At 63.3% G+C, this 22,275-nt stretch carries 26 protein-coding genes and 1 pseudogene; 14 read left to right on the top strand and 13 right to left on the bottom strand.

The window, feature by feature from the left end:
- Nucleotides 1-115: 115 nt before the first annotated feature.
- The 7 genes from CH275_RS01630 to CH275_RS01600 form a co-directional block, all read right to left on the bottom strand.
- The gene (locus CH275_RS01630) at nt 116-1,963 is read right to left on the bottom strand and encodes a cytochrome c oxidase assembly protein (RefSeq protein ID WP_094674531.1); all 1,848 of its coding nucleotides are present in this window, start codon (nt 1,961-1,963) and stop codon (nt 116-118) included.
- Nucleotides 1,964-2,171: 208 nt separating this feature from the next.
- Entirely contained in the window at nt 2,172-2,867 is a 696-nt protein-coding gene (locus CH275_RS01625; RefSeq protein WP_052053225.1) for a DUF5134 domain-containing protein, read from the bottom strand.
- The gene (locus CH275_RS01620; RefSeq protein WP_094674663.1) at nt 2,864-4,231 is read right to left on the bottom strand and encodes a PepSY-associated TM helix domain-containing protein; all 1,368 of its coding nucleotides are present in this window, start codon (nt 4,229-4,231) and stop codon (nt 2,864-2,866) included. The genes CH275_RS01625 and CH275_RS01620 overlap by 4 nt, the downstream gene beginning before the upstream one ends.
- A 194-nt stretch (nt 4,232-4,425) precedes the next feature.
- Nucleotides 4,426-4,956 carry a vitamin K epoxide reductase family protein gene (locus CH275_RS01615; protein ID WP_080729424.1) on the bottom strand — a complete coding sequence of 177 codons (531 nt, stop codon included), beginning with the start codon at nt 4,954-4,956 and terminating at the stop codon, nt 4,426-4,428.
- A gap of 65 nt (nt 4,957-5,021) precedes the next feature.
- The gene (locus tag CH275_RS01610) at nt 5,022-5,783 is read right to left on the bottom strand and encodes a DsbA family protein (RefSeq protein ID WP_080729425.1); all 762 of its coding nucleotides are present in this window, start codon (nt 5,781-5,783) and stop codon (nt 5,022-5,024) included.
- Nucleotides 5,758-6,264 (bottom strand): Rv2732c family membrane protein, encoded by a 507-nt coding sequence (locus CH275_RS30490; RefSeq protein ID WP_441347012.1) that lies wholly within the window; start codon nt 6,262-6,264, stop codon nt 5,758-5,760. The genes CH275_RS01610 and CH275_RS30490 overlap by 26 nt, the downstream gene beginning before the upstream one ends.
- Before the next feature lie 324 nt (nt 6,265-6,588).
- Nucleotides 6,589-7,512 carry an AEC family transporter gene (locus CH275_RS01600; RefSeq protein WP_032371922.1) on the bottom strand — a complete coding sequence of 308 codons (924 nt, stop codon included), beginning with the start codon at nt 7,510-7,512 and terminating at the stop codon, nt 6,589-6,591.
- 47 nt (nt 7,513-7,559) lie between these two features.
- On the opposite strand from CH275_RS01600, the gene CH275_RS01595 reads away from it, so the two are divergent.
- Both CH275_RS01595 and CH275_RS01590 read left to right on the top strand, forming a co-directional pair.
- Complete coding sequence (locus CH275_RS01595; protein WP_230597381.1) at nt 7,560-8,066, top strand: CGNR zinc finger domain-containing protein; 507 nt, start codon at nt 7,560-7,562, stop codon at nt 8,064-8,066.
- Between the two features lie 678 nt (nt 8,067-8,744).
- Nucleotides 8,745-9,269 (top strand): YqhA family protein, encoded by a 525-nt coding sequence (locus tag CH275_RS01590; protein WP_032371923.1) that lies wholly within the window; start codon nt 8,745-8,747, stop codon nt 9,267-9,269.
- A 122-nt stretch (nt 9,270-9,391) separates the two neighbouring features.
- Here CH275_RS01590 and CH275_RS01585 read toward each other — a convergent pair whose 3' ends face one another.
- From CH275_RS01585 to CH275_RS01575, 3 genes are read right to left on the bottom strand one after another with little or no spacing between them, the layout of a single operon-like run.
- Nucleotides 9,392-10,810: a HAMP domain-containing sensor histidine kinase gene (locus tag CH275_RS01585; protein WP_094674528.1), complete on the bottom strand. Its 1,419-nt coding sequence runs from the start codon at nt 10,808-10,810 to the stop codon at nt 9,392-9,394.
- Entirely contained in the window at nt 10,810-11,475 is a 666-nt protein-coding gene (locus CH275_RS01580) for a response regulator transcription factor (protein WP_032392427.1), read from the bottom strand. The genes CH275_RS01585 and CH275_RS01580 overlap by 1 nt, the downstream gene beginning before the upstream one ends.
- A gap of 43 nt (nt 11,476-11,518) precedes the next feature.
- Nucleotides 11,519-12,052, bottom strand: coding sequence for a DUF4440 domain-containing protein (locus tag CH275_RS01575; RefSeq protein ID WP_080731770.1), 534 nt, complete (start codon nt 12,050-12,052; stop codon nt 11,519-11,521).
- A gap of 358 nt (nt 12,053-12,410) precedes the next feature.
- Here CH275_RS01575 and CH275_RS29335 point away from each other — a divergent pair, with 358 nt between their 5' ends.
- From CH275_RS29335 to CH275_RS01565, 3 genes are all read left to right on the top strand, one after another.
- On the top strand, nt 12,411-12,569 hold the full coding sequence (locus CH275_RS29335) for a hypothetical protein (protein WP_179275914.1): 159 nt from the start codon (nt 12,411-12,413) through the stop codon (nt 12,567-12,569).
- Entirely contained in the window at nt 12,569-12,778 is a 210-nt protein-coding gene (locus tag CH275_RS01570) for a hypothetical protein (protein ID WP_052053589.1), read from the top strand. Before CH275_RS29335 ends, CH275_RS01570 begins: the two co-directional genes overlap by 1 nt.
- A 164-nt stretch (nt 12,779-12,942) precedes the next feature.
- Nucleotides 12,943-13,137 (top strand): hypothetical protein, encoded by a 195-nt coding sequence (locus CH275_RS01565; RefSeq protein WP_143546668.1) that lies wholly within the window; start codon nt 12,943-12,945, stop codon nt 13,135-13,137.
- Here CH275_RS01565 and CH275_RS01560 read toward each other — a convergent pair.
- The gene (locus CH275_RS01560) at nt 13,118-15,766 is read right to left on the bottom strand and encodes an excinuclease ABC subunit UvrA (RefSeq protein WP_179275913.1); all 2,649 of its coding nucleotides are present in this window, start codon (nt 15,764-15,766) and stop codon (nt 13,118-13,120) included. The genes CH275_RS01565 and CH275_RS01560 overlap by 20 nt on opposite strands.
- 169 nt (nt 15,767-15,935) lie before the next feature.
- Between CH275_RS01560 and CH275_RS01555 the strand changes: the two genes are divergently transcribed.
- The 8 genes from CH275_RS01555 to CH275_RS01525 all read left to right on the top strand — a co-directional run bounded on the left by CH275_RS01555 (nt 15,936) and on the right by CH275_RS01525 (nt 19,501).
- Nucleotides 15,936-16,331 carry a VOC family protein gene (locus tag CH275_RS01555; protein ID WP_094674524.1) on the top strand — a complete coding sequence of 132 codons (396 nt, stop codon included), beginning with the start codon at nt 15,936-15,938 and terminating at the stop codon, nt 16,329-16,331.
- A gap of 52 nt (nt 16,332-16,383) precedes the next feature.
- Nucleotides 16,384-16,776 carry a nuclear transport factor 2 family protein gene (locus CH275_RS01550; RefSeq protein WP_094674522.1) on the top strand — a complete coding sequence of 131 codons (393 nt, stop codon included), beginning with the start codon at nt 16,384-16,386 and terminating at the stop codon, nt 16,774-16,776.
- Between the two features lie 66 nt (nt 16,777-16,842).
- Complete coding sequence (locus tag CH275_RS01545) at nt 16,843-17,259, top strand: PPOX class F420-dependent oxidoreductase (protein ID WP_218828739.1); 417 nt, start codon at nt 16,843-16,845, stop codon at nt 17,257-17,259.
- A gap of 58 nt (nt 17,260-17,317) precedes the next feature.
- Nucleotides 17,318-17,767 (top strand): MarR family winged helix-turn-helix transcriptional regulator, encoded by a 450-nt coding sequence (locus tag CH275_RS01540; protein ID WP_094674518.1) that lies wholly within the window; start codon nt 17,318-17,320, stop codon nt 17,765-17,767.
- Between the two features lie 71 nt (nt 17,768-17,838).
- Nucleotides 17,839-18,048 (top strand): carboxymuconolactone decarboxylase family protein, encoded by a 210-nt coding sequence (locus CH275_RS01535; protein ID WP_094674516.1) that lies wholly within the window; start codon nt 17,839-17,841, stop codon nt 18,046-18,048.
- Between the two features lie 163 nt (nt 18,049-18,211).
- Complete coding sequence (locus CH275_RS30320; protein ID WP_094674514.1) at nt 18,212-18,424, top strand: helix-turn-helix domain-containing protein; 213 nt, start codon at nt 18,212-18,214, stop codon at nt 18,422-18,424.
- Between the two features lie 350 nt (nt 18,425-18,774).
- Entirely contained in the window at nt 18,775-18,918 is a 144-nt protein-coding gene (locus CH275_RS29330; protein WP_179275912.1) for a hypothetical protein, read from the top strand.
- A gap of 31 nt (nt 18,919-18,949) precedes the next feature.
- Nucleotides 18,950-19,501, top strand: coding sequence for a class I SAM-dependent methyltransferase (locus tag CH275_RS01525; protein WP_179275911.1), 552 nt, complete (start codon nt 18,950-18,952; stop codon nt 19,499-19,501).
- On the opposite strand, the gene CH275_RS01520 is transcribed toward CH275_RS01525, so the two are convergent.
- On the bottom strand, nt 19,498-19,806 hold the full coding sequence (locus CH275_RS01520; RefSeq protein ID WP_094674511.1) for a hypothetical protein: 309 nt from the start codon (nt 19,804-19,806) through the stop codon (nt 19,498-19,500). The genes CH275_RS01525 and CH275_RS01520 overlap by 4 nt on opposite strands.
- A 1,210-nt stretch (nt 19,807-21,016) precedes the next feature.
- Nucleotides 21,017-21,553, bottom strand: a complete 537-nt coding sequence (locus CH275_RS01510; protein WP_094674507.1) for an MFS transporter — start codon at nt 21,551-21,553, stop codon at nt 21,017-21,019.
- A 47-nt stretch (nt 21,554-21,600) separates the two neighbouring features.
- Here CH275_RS01510 and CH275_RS01505 point away from each other — a divergent pair.
- Nucleotides 21,601-22,223 (top strand): annotated as a pseudogene (locus CH275_RS01505) (IS3 family transposase); the annotation flags it as partial.
- Nucleotides 22,224-22,275: the final 52 nt, after the last annotated feature.

The raw sequence follows: 22,275 nt of genomic DNA, 5'->3' as shown, positions 1-22,275 counted from the left end.
AACTCCAACCCAGTGTGGATCGCGCCAGCTGGTGGCGCGAGAGGCCAGTAGTGCTGCGGCCCCGATCAGAGTGATGAGGACGAAGAGGTAGATTGCTCGAGCCATTGCTTGTCCCTTACTTCCGGGTTCTAGCCAATTCGGCCAACATGGCGTTGTAGGCGGTGAGTTCGTCGTCGTTGTTGTTGTCGGCAGCTCGATCTTCGCGAGTCTCCGTTTTTCTGTCCTGGCGTCCCCATTGAGTGACCAGCGCGACTACAACGAGTACCAGTGGCACCTCACTCGACGCCCAGGCCAGTCCACCTCCGAAACGTTGGTCACTTGCCAAATCCTGCACCCACGGTAGGTCCAGGTAGCGATAGAAGGCTCCGCCGATCAGTCGGTCCATGGTCATCACGGCTATGCCGAAGAATGCGTGAAACGGCATGACCGCGAAGAGTAATGCCAGGCGAACGAGGTGGGGCAATCGTTTCGGGCCCGGATCGATTCCGATGATGACCCAATAATAGAGATAACCGGTGATGATGAAATGGATGTTCATCAGTTCGTGACCCCAGTGATAGCGCACCAGTTCATCGAAGATCGGACTGAAATAGACCGCGTAGAGCGAGAGAACGAACAATCCGACAGCAACGCCGGGATTGGCGAGAACACGTGTGAGCGCCGAGTGTACGAACAGAACGATCCATTCTCGCGGCCCAGGCATGCCGCCGTCATGCACTGGCGACAGAGCCCTCAGTGCGAGAGTGATCGGTCCGCCGAGGACGAGCAGCACCGGAACGAACATGTTCAACGTCATGTGCACCCCCATGTGCACGCTGAACATCGCCGATCCGTATGCGCCCACACCCGAACTGGTCGCTATCAACAGCGCTAGGCACCCTGCCATCCAGGCGACGACGCGCCCAACCGGCCACTTGTCGCCGCGTCTCTTCAAGTACATCACTGCCCACGCGTAGAGCCCCGCAAATACCAACGCCGCCCCGCCGGTGACGAAATCGAAACGCCAGAAAGAAAGGAACTGACCAACGGACGGGGGACCGTCCGGTTCGAATCCGAGAAAGATGTCATAGACCGTGGACGGAGCCGACAAAAATGCCGGGGCCGGTTGTACAGCCATCAGGACGATCACGGCCCAGGCGACGACGAGGTACACAGAGACCATGTCAGACAACAGATAAGGTGGCCCGCTCTCTTTCGACCGGCGTCTGCGACGGCCTGAGAGAGTGACCGAGATGAATGCACCGAGGAGCAACACCGCGACGCTGATGGCAAGCCGTCCGTACGAGGACGTGAGAACTGAATCGAGGGGCAGCACAATGATCATGACCACTGGGAACAGGCTCAGCGTAAGAATCGCAGCACAGATCGCGATCGCGCCGTATCGGGTGACGGCCACTACGGAATCGGTTGCTTCCTCGCCGTCATTGCGGTGAAGCCGAGACCTCAGGCTGATCGTCGAACCAGTCCATATCGACAATGCCAGAATCGCGACAATGATTGCGCTGGTGGCGATGTCATGATTTGGGCCCTGACCAGCATTGCCAATGACCCATGCAGGGAGAACTCCGATTGCCGTTATGGCAGCAGCGACAGCCATCGGCACCCAGTTCAAAGTGAAACGGGTCACGATCGAGACGATCGCCGCAGCGATCGCCGTGACCATCCACGCCTTGGGAGCCTCGTTCGGAGGGATCAGATCGGCAATGACACCACGCTGCACAGCCTCTCCGATTCCGATTCCGGTTGCGTCGGCAGCAGACAAGGGAATCAGTGCAACAGCGGAAACCAGCCAGACCACCCCTGCGCGGCCCGCCGTCGACAGGGCCGCGTACCCATCCGGTCCGACCCGACCAGCGCGGGTGAAACGTGTGCACGTCAGGGCAAAGAACAGCGACCCCAGCGCCCACGCACCGGAGAGCGCAGCAACGAAGCGCAGCAGGACATATGCCACGGACGTGAACATTCCGGGATACGAGTCCCCGGTTGCCGTATATCTGCTCTCGCCCGATATAGCGGTAACCGATACGACCAGCGCAACGGCGACCGCTAAGACAACGCCAGTCGCCCATCTCGACCGAGTTGCGTGCTGGTGAGTGCGGAATGCAGTTGTCACAGATCCTCGTTCGACGTCGGGACGAATTCTGCCGGGCGGGCGTGTGTTGGTCTGGCGTTCACATCACACCGAACATGATGGCCATGCCGGCAGCCATCGCCACCTCGCTCGACGCCGAGACCGTCTCCAGACGTGAACCGGGTAGCGTCGTAGCTCCCGTGCGTCTTCCAGCCGGAGCCATCGCTACTTGTTGATCGACGACGAACATTCGATGCAACCATATGATTGCAGCAGCCCCGAAGGCCAAAGCCGCTGCGAGCGAGACGGCCGAAACCCAGGCAGGTTCGGGCGCAGCATTCGCATGCGCGCCCGCGCTCATTCCTGTTGTATGCGAATGGAGTTCGGTCTGCACTGAGTCCACTGTGTGATGATGGGCAACGGTGCCCGGTACCCCTCCCGCCATAACGGCAAGCATCCATACCATTGCGGCCATCATGACCGCGTGATAAATATTCGTCATCGATCCATGAGCGGATGCACCGGCAATCGAATTCTTGGTGGCACTGCGTATACCGAACGCGCTCACTGTGAACCACACAGTCGCTGCACTGAAGAACACACCCTGCGGTAGTAGTGGCACGCTATCTCCCCACGGCCATGCCATCGCAATCATTGCAGTACACATCGACAGATGTAGCCCGTGACCGATGCGAACACTCGACGCGCTGGCGGAGACGACGCGAAACAGGCACCATCCTGCGGCGAACGTGAACAGTGCAGTGCAGATCCATCGCAGCGAAGCATCGGCGATCATGCGCGCAGCCGACTTTCAAGCATGCGGTTACGCATACCGAGCACGGTGTCCACGCCCACAAAAACCGCTAGAGGCAGTCCGAACAAGGGTAGATACCACCCGATAGCGACCGCAACAACGACAAGAACGGTCGCCGCGAGCGGAGGCATTCGCCGCAGACTCCCGCGCGGCACAGGTGTCCCGAAGCGCACCCCCACTGCGCGGGCCGGGCGACGCATCCACCACATGCGGTAGCCGCGAAGAATGACGGCGATCAGCCCGATGGCAGTAAGCGCCAACGCAATCTGATTCACGACGCCGAACAGAATGCCCATATGGGCGTCGATCGTCCAATTCGTCATCTTGGCCATCAGTGGCCAGTCGGCGAAATCGACTTTGTCGGTCACATGACCCGACACGGCATCGACCGCTACCGAGTCGTAGCGTGTCGGCCAATCACGCTTTGCCTCTTGCACTTTCCATGCCTGACCAGCGACTGTCGGAGGAACGAACTCCATCGGACTGCGCAAGCCTGCAGCTCGGGCGGCGACGTCGACTCCATCGATACCGATACCGCTGTCGATGACCGAGTCGGATCCCTGCGTTGCCTCGGACGCGTGGTGCACGCTGTTACCGGCCGAGCTGTCGGGTGCAGTCGCGACAGAGGGGGTCGTCCAGGACAACGCAGCTCGCACATCCCCGATCGTCTCTCCCGCATACCGAGACCACGTCAGCCCCGTGACAGACAACAACAGCAGAGCCGCGATGATCCACACCCCTACAGTTCCGTGCCACGACAGTGCACGTGCCCGGCCCTTCTTCTTCAACTCAGGAATGAGCGCGGCCTTTGCGGCAGCTGCAGTGGAGTTCGAGGGTCGTCGCACCCTGTCCACCCAGAGCACGAGTCCCCCGAGCGCTACCACCCACAGCCAACTTGCGGCCAGTTCACTGTAGTTGCGACCGAGCTCTCCCAGATGCAGATTTCGGTGCAGTTCGTCGATCCACGCACGCACAGGCAACCACTCACCATAAGTAGTGAGCTCTCCGCGCACCTCCGCTGTGTAAGGGTCGACGAACACCGTCCGGCCGTATCCGGCGGGCACATCATCGACGGCCAACACGACGCGCGTCGTCCCCTCGGCATCGACCGGCGGCCGAATTTGTGCGATCGAGCCTTCCGGATACGCGGCGCGTGCCGCGTCGACTTGCTCCCCGAGTGGCACAGTTTTCGCCCCGACTCGATCTACTGTCAGTTCATGACGGTGCACATAGTCCGAGAGTTGAGGGGCGATGGTGTACAACAGGCCTGTAACTGCCGCGAGCAGCAAGAATGGTCCGACCAGAATTCCGGCGTAGAAGTGGAGTCTGAGTACTACCGGACGCATCTGCGACAGCACAGAAGGTTTCGGTGTCGCAGACGACTCAGTGCCGAAACCCGACGTTCGCAAGGTCTCTCCGGTAGGCATCGGGTAACTGCCCCTTCTGTGCGCATCGAGATCCGGTGTTTCGCTCAGTAGTCGGATGCGCCTGGGTGAAAGTTCCCGTCGCATGTTGGCGCACACGCGGCGTGCGACGCTGATCAGACCAGCGTGCTCCAATAGCTCCAGAATCGCTCGGCGCAGAGTAGAACGACCACGGTGAACCACAGCACGACGAAAGTCCACTTCCACCGCCTCAGAAACACCGGTTCAGTGCTGAACGAATGCGAAGCGGCAACGACCCACAACGGAACACTCACTGCCCAGACCGTCATGCAGTACGGGCACAAGGCGCCGATGCGATAAAGGCTTTGAAAGATGAGCCAATGGACGAAGACCACACCCGCAGTCATGCCGATCGCAAGGCCTTGCCAAAACCACTGGGGTAGCGGCACTTCTGCAACCAGAAGAATGCCGGCTACCAGCACCACAGTAAACGACGGTATGCCCAGTACCGGGTTCGGAAACCCGAACACGGCTGCTTGCGTCGATGTCATGACTGATCCACACGACAGGACGGGATTGAGGCTGCACGACGGAACGTAGGTTGGATCCATCAGCAACTCGAAGCGTTCGATTACCAGTATCAGCGACGCAACCAGCCCAATCGCTCCGCCCAAGACGAGAGCCATACTCGATGCGCGCCCAGCAGATCTCCGCCTTTGACGGGCGATCTCCGCAATACCCTCTCCGATACTCACGGGATGGCGCGTACCGCTGCAGACAGCGCCTCGGGAGTGGTCAAATCGAGTGCTTCGCCGTTGAGTAGGACAGTCGGTGTCGCGTTGATGTCCCGATCGAGAACTGATTGCGTCGAAGACGTCACCCAGTCTTCGTGCTGGCCATCCTCGATGCACCCACGGACCGAGTCGGGCGCACCTGCTGCTGTAGCTATGTCACCGAGAGCTTCGTCGGAGAGACCCTCCCCACCCTCGGCAGGTTGTTGCGCGTACGCCGAGGAATGAAACGTCAGCCAGGTATCGACCGATGAATCAGCCACGCAGACTGAGGCATTGGCGGCTCTCGTCGAGTAGTTGGTCGAGGACATACGATCGAGGATCGCGATCGGATGGTAGTCGATTGCCGCCACGCCCGATGTACGAAGCTCATCGAGTGTGCCTCCAAAAGCAGCTTCGAAGCTCTTGCAGACCGGGCATTGAAAGTCCTCGAAGATAGTCAGGACCCTCTTCGGCGTTTCGCTTCCTTCTGTGAGTTCGACGTCCGGCGAAACTGCGCGAATAGCGCCGCTGTCCGTGACGGATCTAGGTGCCGCGGCGTCAGCTGAGCCGTCTCGTCCCTGGATTACAAAAAACCCGACTGCAAGAGCGAAGATGACCAGGACTGCAGTGAGAATAATTCTCACCTGGACATCTCGCTTGTGCTCTGCAGCGGCCATCTGGTTCTTGTACTGTTTGTTTGCTTTCGACACGCTGTTACATCTTTCTTTCGTGGTGAGCATTCTGCGAGCGGAGCCATTTTCGAAGGAACTGAAACTGGGAATGTGCTGCTGCGCGCATCCACAGTCCGGCCAGAACGGCGGCACCGATGGTTGCGGCAATCAGGCCTGGACCCGGACCGGATAGGCCCGACGGCTCCGTGTGTGACATGTGAGAGGACACGGTCGCCGACAACAGGCACGTCGCCCCTGCGCAACCGGTAGCTGTGAGGACGGTAATTGGGAGTGCGCAGCAGTACAGGGCTGCGGCCGAACACAGCACGCAGAATACGACCGATGCGTGCACCGCCAGCGACGCTATGATATTTGGCGATTCTTCCTGTGCAGCCGACGAATTGACCAAAATGGACCACCCTCGGGTAGTCCCGACATACGGCAGAAACAGTCCGACGATGGAGACGCAGACTCCGAGCGTGAGTCCGATACGCTCGAGAGCGGTCACGCTTTCCCCGCGAAGTACGCGCCGTTCTATCGACTCGAACATCGTGTGGTAGTCACGGAGATCGTCATCCACAGATGTGTCCCTCCTCCGTCGCGCCAATGCTGAGTCTGGATCCGGCCCAGCACTCACTTGTCGTTCAACGGCGCAAAAAGTTCCCAGTTACTCACCGGTTAGACGAGGAGACCTTCGATTCGGGTGGCCGGGAACTACTGTGCGGTCGAGAACGACTGTTTGGTTGCAGGTTGCGGAACAGTAGCGATGTGCATCCGCCCGATTGGCTGACCGGGCGCGAACGACTGCGGGGTCGATCCGGTCGTGCGGCTCGACCCCGCAGTCGGCGACGAACTAGATGCAAGGCCGTCATTGTCACAAAGCTGAGGTGGCATTCAGGATCAAGGGCAGCGTCGCCATCGACAGCACCGTTTGAATACTTGCGATGGACGCCATCAATCGAGTGTCTCCACCCATGAGTGCGGCCAGGACATAGGCCGACGGTGCCGTAGGAACAGCGCAGATGAGCACGACAGCGACCAGTCCAATCGGCGACACACCGACCGCAGTGGCCAGTGCACCGGCCGCGAGCGGAAGCACGATCAATTTGATGGTGGACGAGAGAGCTATGTCGACGCTGTCTCGTATCGACAATCGCAGTGTCACGGCAGCACCGGCTACCAGGGTTCCGGCGACCAAAGCGGGTTGAGCAAGCATCGTCAGCGGTCCCGCGATCGATTCCGGTAGACCCACGCCGCTGATGTTGAGCATCAAACCGAGCGCACATGCCTGGATCAGCGGGTTTCCGGCGATGTGTCGCCACAGGCGTGAGCGGGGTCGGTCGCCGGCCCTGCGTCCGTGCACCGACAGGACGGTGACAGAAATGACATTGACCAGCGGAACCATCACGGCGGCCGCGAGGGCGAAGGTGGCGACGCCCTCGGTACCGTTCAACGCCGATGCGAAAATAAGGCCGATGTAAGTGTTGATGCGGATGCTGCCTTGTACTAGCGACGTCAGCTGTGGTCCGTTCGCGCGCAGGAGTCGCCGGCTCGCGACGAGAGCGATTGATACCACGACCACAGGGATCGCAATGCTGAAAACCAGCGGCCCTGTAGAGATTTCTTCGAGCGACGTTGTTGCTATGGACACCACGAAGAGAGAGGGTGTGAATACGCGATAGCTGAGCCACTCGAGTCCACGCCACAGCCCGTCATCGGTCAGTACACGATGTCTGAGCACCGCGCCGAGCGCGAGGATGGCGATAATCGGGACAACTGCGGTGAGAACTAGATGCACTCCTGGAACTGTGGTGCAATGCCGTTGTGCAGTTCAACCATGACAACATGACCGGTGTTCAACTTGCGTCCGAGCTCGTGAATCTTCTTGCCGATGGCGACTGGAAGGCCTCCCGCGTCGAAGAGGTCTTGAACAAGCACGCGATCCGCTGGTCTGCTGTGGACGACGGAACCACTGGGGCGCTGCGGCGTTGGACGGTTCGATTGCGAGCAGTGTTTGTTGCCGAGAATGCTGAGATCCGTTGCGGTGCAGTCAATTCATTGCTCGTTGACGGAGTGAACGGCGTGTACTTGACCACCCACGACGGATTGAGGCCGCATCTGCATTTCGCGCCGGACGAGAACGACATCGTAGGACGGGTGACGGCGGTGACGGCGGGAGGACTTGCACTGTTCACCGTAGAAGCGGGTGGGCTACGCCTGGGGGAATGTTCGGCGCACCGGTGCAATCGAGTTTTCGTGGACACAAGCCGAAACGGTCGACGGGCCTATTGCCGCACCCGATGCGCAAACGGAGACGCAGTTGCAAGGCATAGACGGCGACCGCGCATCTGAACCGACGTTCTCGCGGTTGTTCCCTTCGGGTTCCACTGAAAGGTACGGGTCAACAGACACGAGACGCCGCTGCCCTTGCTGACTCAACTCGAACAGTGGATCGCTATGCCACGGCCTCCGTGCCCGGCAACTCGATTGCCTGTCGTGGACGAGCGTACGGAACTAGTGATCACGCGGGCCGGCCATGAGCTTGTAGTGATGTCGGCACTTGGCGACGAACGTTGAAGGGGACTGATGTCCGTGCTCAAGAGTCCGGAGAACGCATGCCGACTGCTCAATTCGATCGATCGGCTCGAGCACGGTTATCGGTGTGAACTCACACTGCTCGAATGAAGGTGGTGTGGGAAGGACGCAGTGGTGGGGCTTCCCTTTTGATCTGTTGTCACCGAACCGCTACTCACCACACGAGGTCGCACTTCACGGCCGATCCGGTTCCGCTGGTCGATGACGTGACCATTCCCGCACAGATTGTGCGACCGCGTTAATAGTTGTCCGGATCGGTAGCGCGGACGGCCCGCCCCGCATCCGATCGTCGTTCCGGCCGTCGTGGTTGCACCGAGGCAGCCTGGTACGGTCGTGCCCCTGTTCGCCGAGTTCATCACTGCTAGCTGTTCGGTCGTTGACATTCGAGTATCGACCGACCGGAAGGCATGTCAGTTACGTTCGAGAGGATCGGTCATGTCGGCACCGACCAGCGGCGGATACCAACCGCAGGCTCCGAAACCAGAGTCACCGAAACCGTTGCAGTCACCTAGGTTCGACGTTGCGCGGCTCAGATTCATCAGCATCATCGGTGCCACCACTGCGCTGCTGCTTTCCGCCGTGACGTACGTGTGGGCCTTTGCCAAAGGTGTCGACTTCGTGCGGTTGTTGTTCGTCGAAGGGTTGTCGTCCGATCCAGCGTTGGTCAAGTTGTTCGAGAGCATCGACTCGATTCTCATCGCAACCGTGTTGTTGATCGTGGGGTTCGGACTGTGGGAATTGTTCGTTCACGATCTCGATCTGCCACAGTCGTTGACGACGACGTCCTTCGGGCAGTTGAAGAGGCAAACTGCGGGGACGTTGTTTCTCGTGCTTGTCGTGCGATTTCTCGAAGTTTCCATCACCAGGCCACAGCCGGACGAGCTCATTGCTCAGAGCATCTCCACCGCGCTGGTCGGAGGTTTGCTGATCGTCTTCTCGACTTGGCCTCGCACGCCCTGACGCGTGCAATGCGTATGTCCATGCGCAGGTGAAGAGGTGAGCAGCCTGAGCGAATCGCACGAGTTAGGACTGTCCATCGGCACGGACTCCTCGTTATCGGCACTGCCGACCGCTGGCCTGAATCATGATGTGTTCCCGCTCGATCCGAACAGTCGTGAGCGATTTCGGAGCGGGGCCGCTGCCGGCAGAGTGATCACCACGATCAGTCCTCCGCTCGGGTTTGGTTCGAGCACAATATATCCCCGGTTCTCGCGGGCGAGCTGATCGACGATCGCCAGCCCCAGTCCGGATCCGCCGGGGCGACGGGTCCAGAAGCGGTCGAGCGCACGGCGCCGGTCCTCTGCAGTAAGTCCTGGCCCTGAATCAGCGATCGTCAGGCGAACCGTCTCGCCGATCACGGCCGCGTCGACGACGATGTCGGTACCCGGCGGGGCGACGTCGACGGCGTTGGCGAGAACGTTGTCGAGAATCTGTTCGAGGTGACCGTCGGCTGCGATCAGCTGCGCGCCCGGTGCAATGCGAGAGGTCAAGGTGACGTTCTGAGACCGCGCTGCGGCGGACCAAGTGGCGAATCGAGTGTCCACGACTGCTGCGGTATCGACCTGTATCGAGTTGTCGATGGGCTTTTGCGCGCGGGCGAGGGTCAACAGGTCGTGCACCAGACGGGTCATGCGTACCGTGTCCGCGATCGACCGGTCGACGGCCGCACGTGCGTGGGGGTCGCTCATCTCGTCGTGGAGATTGTCGAGACTCAGGCGCAGCGCGGTCAGGGGCGTGCGGAGTTGGTGGGAGGCGTCGGCGACGAACCGCCTCTTGACGGCGATGAGCTCGCTGATTTGTTCCGCGGCGTCGTTCATCGACTCGGCGACCCGACGTGTCTCGGCCGGCCCGGCTTCGAGCGGATTCGTGCGGGCGGTGAAGTCGCCCTGTGACAAGGACCGGGCCATGGAGTCGAGGAGCCGCAACGGTCGCGTCATTGATCGGGCCAGCCACCACGCTGCGGCCGCGGCGATGCCCAGCGTCGCCAGCGCCACGACCAGCTGCAGTCCGAACAACTCGCGGATCTGAGCGGTGACGGGAGCAGACGGATAGGTCAAACGCACCGCTCCGACCGTCGTACCATCCGGAGCCTTCGAGGGCACGGTGACCTGCAGTCCCGGCTCGCCGAGCACAGATTGCTCGGCGCGCGTGACGGCTTCCCGCCCCTGCAGCGCCGCGCTGATATCGGTTCCGAGGGGGTCGGATACCGGACGGCCCAGTGCAGGTTGCCCGTCCGCGGAGAGCAACTCCACTCGGCCGCCCGTCTGCTCCTCCAGGTTACTGCGCAGAGTGAGCAGCGCCAGTTCCGCTCCCGCCGCAGAGTCGGGATCGGCGGCATCGGCGGTCGCGAGAAGGATCGCGACGGTGCGCGCCTCACGCAGTCCCACCTCCGCCTGGTTGTTTCGCAAGGCGCTCACCAGTCCGATGCCCTCGGGAACGGTGAACAGCGCCAACGCGAGTGCCACCAACGCGAGGTACGACGCGACGAGACGGCGGACCATCAGACCTCCAACCGGAAACCGACGCCGCGCACCGTCGTCAGGACGAGCGCGTTACCGAACTTTTGTCGCAAGGCGGCAACGTGCACGTCCAGCGTTCTTGTAGGGCCGAACCAGTGTTCGTCCCACACCGCCTCCATCAATTGCTCACGGGTGAACACCGCGCCGGGTGACTCGGCAAGGTGAGCGAGGAGGTCGAACTCTTTCGGCGCGAGTGCGACCTCGACGCCGTGTGCACTCACCCGTCGAGCGACCCGGTCGAGCGTGATCGGGCCGAGCTGCTGCGGATGCGGAGTCGATGCCTCCGCCCCCGTACTCGAACCCGCCCGCCGCATCACTGCTCGGATCCGGGCGATGATCTCGCGCACCCCGAACGGCTTACTGACGTAGTCGTCCGCGCCCACCTCCAGACCGGCCACGGTGTCGATCTCGTCGTCTCGGGCTGTGATGACGACGATGGGCACCGACGAGCTCCTGCGGATTTCACGGCAGACGTCGAGCCCATCCATGTCGGGCAAGCCGAGATCGAGCAGGATCACGTCGGGCAGCGGAGCCGCGAGTGCGTCAGCCCCCGTCGTCACCAACTGCACCTCGTAGCCGTACCGCCGCAGACCCGAGGTAAGTGGGTCGGAGATCGACGGGTCGTCTTCGACCAGGAGTACTCGCACGGGTCATGGTCCCATCCCAGCGGTGTGCGCCGTGGTCGGTGGATCAGTCGGGCAGCTTCGAGGAATGGTGGTCGACGATCACGACGTCCCCGTCGTCCTCGAGTTCGAACACGAAGGTGAAGCGTGCCGGTACATTCTGCCCGGACTCGCCCATGGTGAACGTGTACAGACCCGACAGCGATCCCGACGTGGGACTGAGCAACTGCGGCACGGACTCGTCTATCGCTCCCGTCGGCTTCTTGCTGACGAAGTCGGTGAAGTAGGCCAGACGTTCGTCCGGGCTGTCGAACACACCGGCCCACAACGTCGGAAGAAGCACTGCGTCCTCTCGGTAAAGAGCGTTGATCGCCTGCGGGTCGCCCTGCGCGACGGTGTCGAGCCAGGTGTCGAATTGCTTCTCGATGCGGTCGAGGGTGAGTTCGCCGCCCGCGTCGACGGAGGCGTTGGCACCTGCGGCGGTGTCAGTGTCGGCTGCAACGGGCGTGGATGCCTGTCCGGTGCTGCATGCCGACAGTGCGACAGCGGCTGCGGCGACGGCAGCGACGGAGGTGGCGCGGACGACGGTCTTGGTGCGCATGGTCTTACCTCTCGATCTATTGTCACCGAACCACTTTCGGTGACAGATCAAGCATCGCGATTCGATTGCCAGTGCAGTGCCAGGGAATTGTCAACGGACGGACAACTTTCCGCTCGTAACGGTGTGGGCTGTGCACTCGATCCGATTCTGTGTGACCGTCCCCACCTCGCACGTACCGTGCCGGGTGGTCGCGACCGTCCCTGCCCTCACCCGGCACGGTGCGTGCGAGGTGGATGAAGCGCGACAACCAATGACCGGATGGCCGGCAGGGTTAGTATTATTCGAGGTATCAGGTGTGGTGCGAAGATGAGCGCCCGCCTCGGGCGAAGCGGAGCGCGGTCGAGGAAAGGCTATCGCTGTGGCGATCATGTCGATGGATCATGTGCGGGCTGCGGTGGACGGAGTTGTGCCGCTGGTGAACCGGACCCGCTCGCTGAACGCCCGCCCGTTCGACGCCGAGACGCCGGTGCGTCCCCTCCCTCGGGTCGCGGGCGGAGTTGGGTGCACTGCGGGGTGATGGTTCCCGACCTCCCTGATCCGCATCGCTCGTTCGGTGTGATGTCGATCGTCGGCACACCGGGCGTGACGATGTTCGCCAACGACCAGGCCATCGCGACCACACCGTGCGACACCGTGTACACCGCCTCGGCCACGGCGGCGATGACCTCCCGGCAGTTCTTCGTCCAGTCCTCAACATCGACGACACGACCCAGGTTCTGTTGGTGAGGTGCTCGGACCGGCCGACGTCGTCGAGGAAGCTGTTACATCCGGTCCGTCGACGGACACGGCTCGGCCCACACAGTCAGCGTCGACTTCAAGGTCACCGCACACGAACCCGAGCCGCGGCGCGCCCCCACGTGACGAATCATGCGTCTGCCTGCGACGATGACGTGAGTCTGACCGATCCTGCCACCGGCGAGCGAATCATCTCCATCGACACCGCCACCGACCTCACCTACGGCCTCGGAGCAGGCTACGTCGGCAACCACCGCTACCGCGGCACGTTTCGTGGTGAACCCATCACCGGCAATGCCTATCTCGAGTACATCGACTGCCGAGACCACCTCACCGCCGCCGGCACCTGACGGGGTCGGCCGGGTCCGCACCATGGGGGTCGGTGTTCGCGACTCCGACTCGTAGGTGCTCGTGGAGGTAGCGGCCGGTGATGCTGGCGGGGTCGGCGGCGATGTTGTCGGGTGTGCCGGTGGCGACGATGCGTCCGCCGGCGTCACCGCCGCCGGGGCCCATGTCGATGATGTGGTCGGCGTTGGCGATCATGTCGAGGTCATGTTCGATGACGACGACGGTGGCGCCGTTGTCGTTGAGGCGGTCGATGACGGTCAGCAGTGTGCGGACGTCGAGTGGGTGCAGCCCGACGCTGGGTTCGTCGAAGACGAAGAGGGTGTCGGCTTGGTCGCGACGTAGTTCGGTCGCCAATTTGAGGCGCTGTGCCTCGCCGCCGGAGAGGGCGGGTGTGGCCTCGCCGAGGGTGAGGTAACCCAACCCGAGGTCGACGAGGGTCTGCAGGCGGGTGTGGACGCGCCGAAGATCGGTGGTGAGCTCGAGCGCCTCGGTCACCGTGCAGGAGAGCAGATCCGGAAGTGAGATGTCCGGTGGACCGGAGGCCTTCTGGACAGGTCGGCGGATCTCGTGGGCGGCCGGGGAGTAGCGCGTGCCGGAGCAGTCGGGGCAGTCGATATCGACGTCCGGCAGGAACTGCACGTCGAGTGAGATCTGGCCTGTTCCTTCGCACCGCGGGCAGCGCAGGGACCCTGTGTTGTACGAGAAGTCGGCGGCCGTGAGACCGAACTCCGCGGCCACCGGCGTGGACGCGAAGGCGCGGCGTAGGTCGTCGAGGACCCCGCTGTACGTGGCGACGGTGGAGCGCACGTTGACTCCGATGGGGGTCGCGTCGACCACGTTGACGCGCGTGATGCCCGGTGCGTCGAACGCTGAGACGTGTGCGGGTGGGCGACCGCCGGCGCCGCGAGCGATCAGTGCGGGCACCAGGCTGTCGAGAACCATCGTGGTCTTGCCGGACCCGGAGACGCCGGTCACCGCGGTGATGCGTCCCGACGGAATGTCCACTGTAAGCGCGCGAACGGTGTGCAGGGGATGGGTGGTCAGGTGAATCTGTCCGCGGGCGAACATCTGATCGGACGGGGCTCGATCGCGCACGACGATGCCTTCTCGACCGACGAGGAAGCCGCCGAGCCGGGAGGCCGGATCGTCTCCCAGGTCGGCGGGGGTGCCGGTCGCCACCACGTGTCCGCCGTCTCTGCCCGCGCCGGGACCCATCTCGACGATCCAGTCGGCGTCGCGTAGGACCTGGACGTCGTGGTCGACACACACCACGGAGTTCCCGTCCAGTAGGAGGTCTCGCATGATGTCGAGAAGGGCGTCGACGTTGGACGGGTGGAGTCCGATGGACGGTTCGTCCAACACGTAGAGCACTCCGGTGGTTCTGTTTCGCACCGCGCGCGCAAGTTGGACGCGTTGACGTTCGCCTGTGGAGAGGGTGGCACTGCCGCGGTCGAGTGTCAGATAGCCCAGGCCGAGTCCGACGAGGCGCCGGGCCATCTCGAGCAGAGTGTCGACGAGGTTGCGCGCCATCTGCGTCATGTCCGCGGGCAGGGACGTCTCGATGGTGGTGACCCAGCCGGTGAGGTCGTCGAGCGTCTTGGCGGTGGCCTGGCCGAGATCGATGCCGCCGATGTGCGATCGGAGGGCCGAGTCGCTGAGACGGACGCCGTGGCAACTGGGGCAGGGGTGGGTGCTGATGTAACGGTCGACACGGCTCAGCCCCTTCTCGCTCGTCGCCTTGTTCATCGCTTCCTCCACCGCGCGTACGGCGTTGCGGTAGGTGAAGTCCATCTCGAACAGCTTGCCGTTCTTGGTGGGGACGGTGATGTGCCGCTTCTCCTCCGGGCCGTGCATGACGATGTCGCGCTCCTCGGCGCGCAGTTCCTCGTAGGGCACATCGGTGCGTACGCCCATCTCGGCGACGACGCGAGGCATCACCGTGAGACCGAACATCGACCAGGGAGCCACCGCACCGGCGTCGATGCTCAGGCTCGGATCGGGCACCAGCATGCGCTCGTCCACCTCGCGCACCACGCCGTTACCCGAACACCGAGGGCAGGCGCCGTCGGAGTTGAAGGCGAGCGACTCGGCGCCCGGAGGGTAAAACGTGGCTCCGCAGACCGGGCACGTCAGGTCGTGGTCGAGCGCGACCTCGACCGTGGGATCGAGTCGGTGACCGTTCGGACAACAATGAGAACCCAACCGCGAGAACATCAATCGCAGGACGTTGAGTAACTCGGTCGACGTGCCGAAGGTGCTGCGCACGCCGGGCACTCCGGGTCGCTGGCGCAGGGCCAGTGCGGCCGGCACGTACTCGACGCTGTCGACGGCGGCGCGAGCGGACTGCGACATGCGGCGGCGCGTGTAGGTCGAGAGCGCCTCGATGTAGCGGCGTGAGCCCTCCGCGTACAGAACCCCCATCGCCAACGACGACTTTCCCGACCCCGACACCCCCGCCACTGCCACCAGCGTGTGCAGGGGTATCGATACATCGACGTCGGCGAGATTGTGGACCTTCGCGCCGCGCACCTCGATCGCCGCGGGCTGCTCGTGCGCCGCGGCGGGATCCCGCCGAGCGAGCACTCCGTCGCTCGGGCGCACGGTGGTCGTGGGGATCTCGTCGTGCGTCATCGGTTCTCCTCGATCGGGTGATGCAGTGCGGTGGCGGACCGGCTGGGGCAACCGACTCGAAGCCAGATTACACATACATGGAAGTTGCTTCCATGGAAGCTATATGTCACGATGGTTGCACGGCCCCACCGCGGGGCCATCCACCCCGACGACGCGAAGGTCGCCCATCATGACTGCTCCCGCCCTGAACTCCGTGGCCTGGTTCGAATTCGGCTCCGACAAGCCCGAGGAGATCCAGAGCTTCTACAGCCAGCTCTTCGACTGGAACTTCACCCCCAACCACGATCTCCCCGGCGTGAACTACCACGCCGCGATCACCCCGGGCGCTCCTCGACCCGGCGGCGGCATCTTCGAATCCGACGGCACCTTCGCCGACTACGCGATCTTCTACGTGCTCGTCGCCGACGTCGCCGACGTCGCCGACACCATCGCCCGCACGACCGCACTCGGTGCGGAGGTCCTGATGGAGCCGCTGACGGACGCCTCCGGCGTCACGTTCGCCCGACTGCGCGACAGCACCGGCAACCACTTCGGAATCTTCTCCGCACCCGCACCGACGAACTGACCGCACGCGCACCACTTCACCCTCCGACCCCCCAAATGAAGGACACCCACTCATGAGCGCCACCACCGATCTCGCCCGCACCTACTTCACCGCCGTCCAGACCGGCGACATGAACACACTCGGCGAGTTGCTGGCCGAGGACATCGTCTGGCACCAGCCGGGCTCGCACCGCTTCTCCGGCGACCACACCGGCCGTGACGCCGTCTTTGCGCTCCTTGGAGCGATGATGGAAGCCAGCGCCGGCACCTTCGCCATCGACACAGTCCACTCGTACATGGACAACGGTGATCTGGTCGCCGCGTCGATCCACTTCTCCGGCCGCCGCGGTGAGCAGAGCATGGCCATGGACGGGGTCGATTTGCTGCGCGTGACCGACGGCAAGATCGTCGAGATGTGGTTGTTCTCCGCCGACGCCGCCGCCGAGGACGCATTCTGGGGGAGCTGAGTACCTCACCCGGGCAGAACACAACCACCCTCCGCGCGACGACAGGATCACCGCACCATGCCCATCATGACCGAGGACCAGTGGCGCGCGTTCGTCTCGGCTGGAACGCACACCGGGAAACTGGCCACCGTCCGAATAGATGGCAGCCCACATGTGGCACCACTGTGGTTCCTCCTCGACGGAGACGAGCTGGTGTTTCAGACCGAGATGACCTCCGTGAAGGGCCGCAATCTAACCCGCGACCCCCGGTTCGCGCTCGTCGTCGACGACGACCGACCTCCGTACTCGTTCGTCATGTTCCAGGGCACCGCACGCATCGACCACGACCCAGCTGAAGCTCGACACTGGGCGGGCAGGCTCGGCGCCCGGTACATGGGCGACGATCGCGCCGACGAGTACGCCGAGCGGAACGGCGGACCCGGCATCGTCACCGTGCACGGGCGAACCGACAAGGTCAGAGCGTTGGACGGCGTCGCCGACTGACCCGACCGTCGGGCGTCGCTCCCACTCCGCACATCCACCCACATCACACGGAACGGCCATGACGAACGACAACACAGCCCTCTTCGACAACATCGTCCGCTACGAGATCGACCTGTGGAACGCGATCGACGGCGCGCTGCGGGCCGAGTGCGACCTGCACCTGACCTGGTTCGAGATCCTGCGATTTCTCTCCGTCCACGACGACGGAGCTCGGGTCCAAGGCATCGCCGCCGAGTTCGCCATCACCGTCGGGGGAACCAGCAAGGTCGTCGACCGTATCGAAGCGGCGGGCTACTGCGCCCGCCGCGCCAACCCCGACGACCGGCGCTCCTCCCTCGTCGCCCTGACACCGGCCGGCCGCGAGATCCTCGCGGCAGGAACTGTTGTCTTCGACCGCGAACTCGATCGGCGAATCGGATCGGTTCTCGACGACGACACCATTCGCGCAGTGAGCTCCGCTCTCGAGATGCTGCGGGCGGCAGGACGAGCTGCCGACCGCGGGCAGTAGCTCGTCCGGTCACACCGTGCGCGATCCCGCGAACGGCGCACCACCAGCGGATCAACGGGAAGGATCGACCCATGCATTCTCATCACGACGAAGCTCACTTCATGGCCGACCTCAAGGAAGCAGCCCCCGCGATGGTCTCGGCGTTCTTCGGCTTCGACAAGGCCGTGTTCAAGAAGGACACCGGCAACCTCGATCTCGCCACCCGCGAGCTGATTGCTGTCGGGGTCGCGGTGACCACGCAATGCCCGTTCTGCATCGAGACCACGCGAAGCGGGCAGTGAAGGCAGGTGCCTCCAAAGGTCGGTCCGATGTCGGCACGGCGAGACGTTCCCGTCCGAGCACCGACACGGAGCATCGGAGAAGGCTGTTCTTGCCATCTCCTCGTACGTGTTCACCCGGGCACACGATCCCCAGACAACGCCTCGTCGATCGCGAGCTCACGGTATGTCACTTCGCTACCTGCAGGCGATCTTCGCCGAGAACGGTGCGACACCCGCACATCACCTACGTCGGTGCCGCCTGGAACTGGCAGCGCAGGAACTCACCGAGCACCGATGTTCGAGCGAAGCCGCTGCACGGTCCGGATTCGGCGACCGGGCGACGTTTCGACGGTCCTTCGGGATGAGCTCGAGCGAGTTCACTCGGTCCCGCAGCTAAGCGGTGAGCAGGCGGGTCGGCGATCGACGCGGTCCTGGTCCTGCAGCTCACACTCGTCCGGATGTACCTAAAAGTCACCAGGTCGACGGACGTATGTCTGCGATCGTGTTGCGTTCGATGTGGGCTTGCCGCGTGCGACAGGCACGATCTCGACCGATGCCGGACCGCCGCGAGGCGGTCTGATCGTCCTCTCTCGCCTGGCGATCCACGTGTTCGCCGGGTCTATCGCATGATCGGGAGCTTGCTGAATGCAGTGCGAAGGTTCTCCGCGTCCCAGGGCACGTGTTCGGTGATGCTCAGAGCGGTAATGTCGATTTTCTCGCCGCCGAATTCGTGAGGATCAGTGGCGAGTGGCGAGCGTTCGACGTCGACGCTGGGCGGAACTGTTCGATGTCGTGGGCAGACGGATCGAGTCGGTCGAATACGAGAGCACCGACCAGGGCAAGCCGGTCACGACGATCTTCCACCCTTCCATTTCGGTGACGGGGTACTGACCCTCGTGATCATATGAGGGACGATGTGCCGATGGACGACATGTTCGTGATCCCCGCGGGTGACGCGGGTGAGCGAGGCGCTGACCTCATGGTGCGATCGGGCGGGAAGATGGCCAGGCGGGTGGTCGAGGTGCTGGCACCGCGCCGGGGTGGCCGTGTCCTCGAGATCGGTTTCGGGCCCGGTCTGGCGCTGGAGCTGCTGTCGCTGGCGGTACCGGACGGTCAGGTCACCGGTGTGGACCCCTCCGGGCTGATGCACCGGCGGGCCACCGAGCGCAATGCCGCCGCGATCGACGACGGGCGGATGACTCTCGTATCGGGAACCGTCGCTCACCTGCCGTTCGACGATGATTCCTTCGACGCGGCGCTGACGGTGGACAGTCTGCACTTCTGGCCGGACGCGGGTGCCGGTCTGTCTCAGCTGCGGCGCGTTCTGCGTGACGGCGCTGTGGTGGTGGCGGCGTTCACGCCGCCCTCCGGAGGGCCGCCGTCCGGATTCGAGCAACTGTTCCATCGCGCTGGCTTCTCCGACGTCGTGGTCCGGCGGTACTCGGAAGGCGTCGTCCTCTCGGCTGTGAACTAGTCGACGGGAGCGTTCCCGGCACCTGCGTCCTCGACGCGTGACCGCACGCGGTCCCGGTAGCTGCGGCCGGCGGCATGTTCGGCGGCGATGAACGCGTCGATGTCGAGCGCGCCGTCGGGTGTGCGGTGGGGGAAGGTCTGCGGGATGTAGCCGCACCCGGGGAGCGGTGTGACGGCGAAGGCGTGATCGTAGATCGGTTCGAGGTCCGTGTCGTCGAAGCACTCGGTCGGCAGAGTCGACACGAGAACCGGAACCGGTCGGTCGGACCCATACGCCGAGCCTGCTCGGTGGCGGCCGCGGTCCATGTGCGGAGGTAATGGTCGGTGTCGGCGTCGTAGAGCTCGTCGATGGCGTTCAGTTCCCGCCCGATTGTGTTGCGTTCGATGTTCATGGGCGCCGGCGGGCTCATCAGGTGCCGAATCTCGGTGCGCTCGCGCATCCACATCTCGCGGATCCCGTAGTCGGCGAGCTGCTGATCGACCGTCCGCAGGTGCAGCGCCACCGGCACCGTCCGCGCCGCCAACGGCAACTGTGCGCTCGCCTCACCCTGCGGGGTCGACGTCTCGTTGTCCGGCAACGACTCCGGTGCGCCGTCGTCGGCAGTCAGTGCCCGCGGTGTCGGCGTAGAGGGAGTCGAGCACCGACGCCGCGGTACCGACCAGTTACCGGTGCGGCACCGTCCCTGCTGCGCCTGCGAGTCGAACCCTGACCTGGTTGACCTCGCGGGCGGGAAGGGTGAACATCTGCTGGGTAGGAACTCGTGCGCGTCGGCCTCGTCGACGAACATCCCGCACGCGAGCGGCGTGGGCTCGCCGCCCTCGGTTCCTGTTCGCGGCCACACCGTCGCCTTTACACCCGCTGTGACAGCAGTGACCTCGGCAGCTGCAGGGTCCGTGTCCGGGGCGCGTCGTGCGGCGCGGCGACGTCGTAGCGGGTCGCGGGTCATGGGATCCACTGTGACACCACGGCAGCGATCTGTGAGCACTCCCGGCCACAAGATCGGTTGCGCGGATGAGCCACCGACCGTCCGGTCCTCCCTGAGAATGACGCTGCACTCGTGCCGCAGCCCGATTCCATTCCGGTTGAGCCTCAATAGCGTTGGTACACGACACGACAACCGACGAACACCCACACGATCGACTGATTCCGACGTTTCGGGGCGCGTAATTTAACAGTCCACAATGGGACCGCTAACGAAAGGCGCTGCGGCACAATATTTGCAGAGGCTTACCGGTAACGCTGCATATCAAGACTGGTCGTATTGCATCACGTTACCGGCGCGCCCTACCGACCAACAGCAATAGTGGATGGTGACGCCGATCAGTGCCACGAGGCTCAACCATCGCCAGCCCGCCGTCCGCCGCGCCAGATACAGGGACAGCACGAAGACCACCGAGAAATGCGGTCGTGTACCACCATGACCGTCCGTGTCCGATCGTGCGGGCCAGTGTCGGCCTGTGCGCATCATGTCAGCCCTCGGGGGCGGGGTTGCAGCTGTGGACTCGGACGGTTCTCTTAGGCGATGACGTCTGATGCATTGTTACGCAGCGTTTTCGACGAAGACAACAGCGTAATCGCACAGGTACAGGCCACCATGACGAAGGCGAATGTCAGGCCGGTGTGGTCGGCGAGGAAGCCCACGAGCGGGGGACCTGCCAGATACGCGCCATAACCGACTGCGCTCACACGAGCGGTCGCAACCGCTACGCCTGCATGACTGCGACGTCCCGCTTCGATAATGAGCAGTGGGAACAGAGGACCGAGAGCGAGTCCGATGAACGCCATCGCTACCACCACGCCCCACGGACTGCGCTGAAGGCCCAACCCCACAAGCGTTGCCGATGTCACCACTACCGCCGCGGATACCACCGTCCATCGCGGCCCGAGCCGGTCGATGATCAGGTCGCCGAACGAGCGGGAGAGGAACATTGCGCAGCTGAACACCACGACCGCCGTCGCGCCGACCGTTGCGCCGCCGCCGAAATCGCGGGAAACCAGTAGCGCGGACCAATCGGTGACCATGCCTTCGACCAGTAGAGCCGCAACAGCCATCACTCCCACAGCAACGGGGATCGCGAACCGGGTGTTCGGAGAGCAGTGAAGGTATTCGGCCCCGGTGCTATCCCCTGGTGTCGCAGTCGGACTCGGCGCGGACGGGCGAGTCGGTCTCGGGAAAACCGGCAGTGCCGGATCTGCTCGTGCGTGACTTCTCCGCTGATCGTCCAGGGATCAAGTTCGTCGGCGACATCACCTACATTCACACCTGGCAGGGGTTCGTGTATCTCGCGACGGTCATCGACTGCTACTCCCGCAAAGTGGTGGGCTGGTCGATCGCGGACCATATGCGCACCGATCTGGTGGCGGCGGCGTTGACGAATGCGGCATCGACGACCCTGATCGAGCCAGGAGCGATCCTCCACTCCGATCGCGGCAGTGTCTACACCTCGCGGGCCTACCGGGCTCTGGTGAGCTCGCTGGGGATGCGGTCCTCGATGGGGCGGACCGGGGTGTGTTGGGACAACAGCATGGCGGAAAGTTTCTTCGCGGCCCTCAAGAACGAGTGCGTCTATCGGACGATCTATTCCACGAAAAGCAAAGCGCGACAGACATCGTCAGATACATCGAAGGGTTCTACAATCCGCGGCGTCGGCATTCGGCAATCGAGTATCGATCCCCGAACGACGTCCACTACAGTTATCGGCAGCCCGCGATCGCGGGCTGAGAATAGTCATCTCCATTGTCCGAAATCCTCGCGGCAGATCAACAATTGCAAT

The organism is Rhodococcus sp. 06-235-1A (genome assembly GCF_002258785.1).
GTDB lineage: Bacteria > Actinomycetota > Actinomycetes > Mycobacteriales > Mycobacteriaceae > Rhodococcoides.
This window is presented reverse-complemented; position numbering and strand designations above follow the sequence as displayed.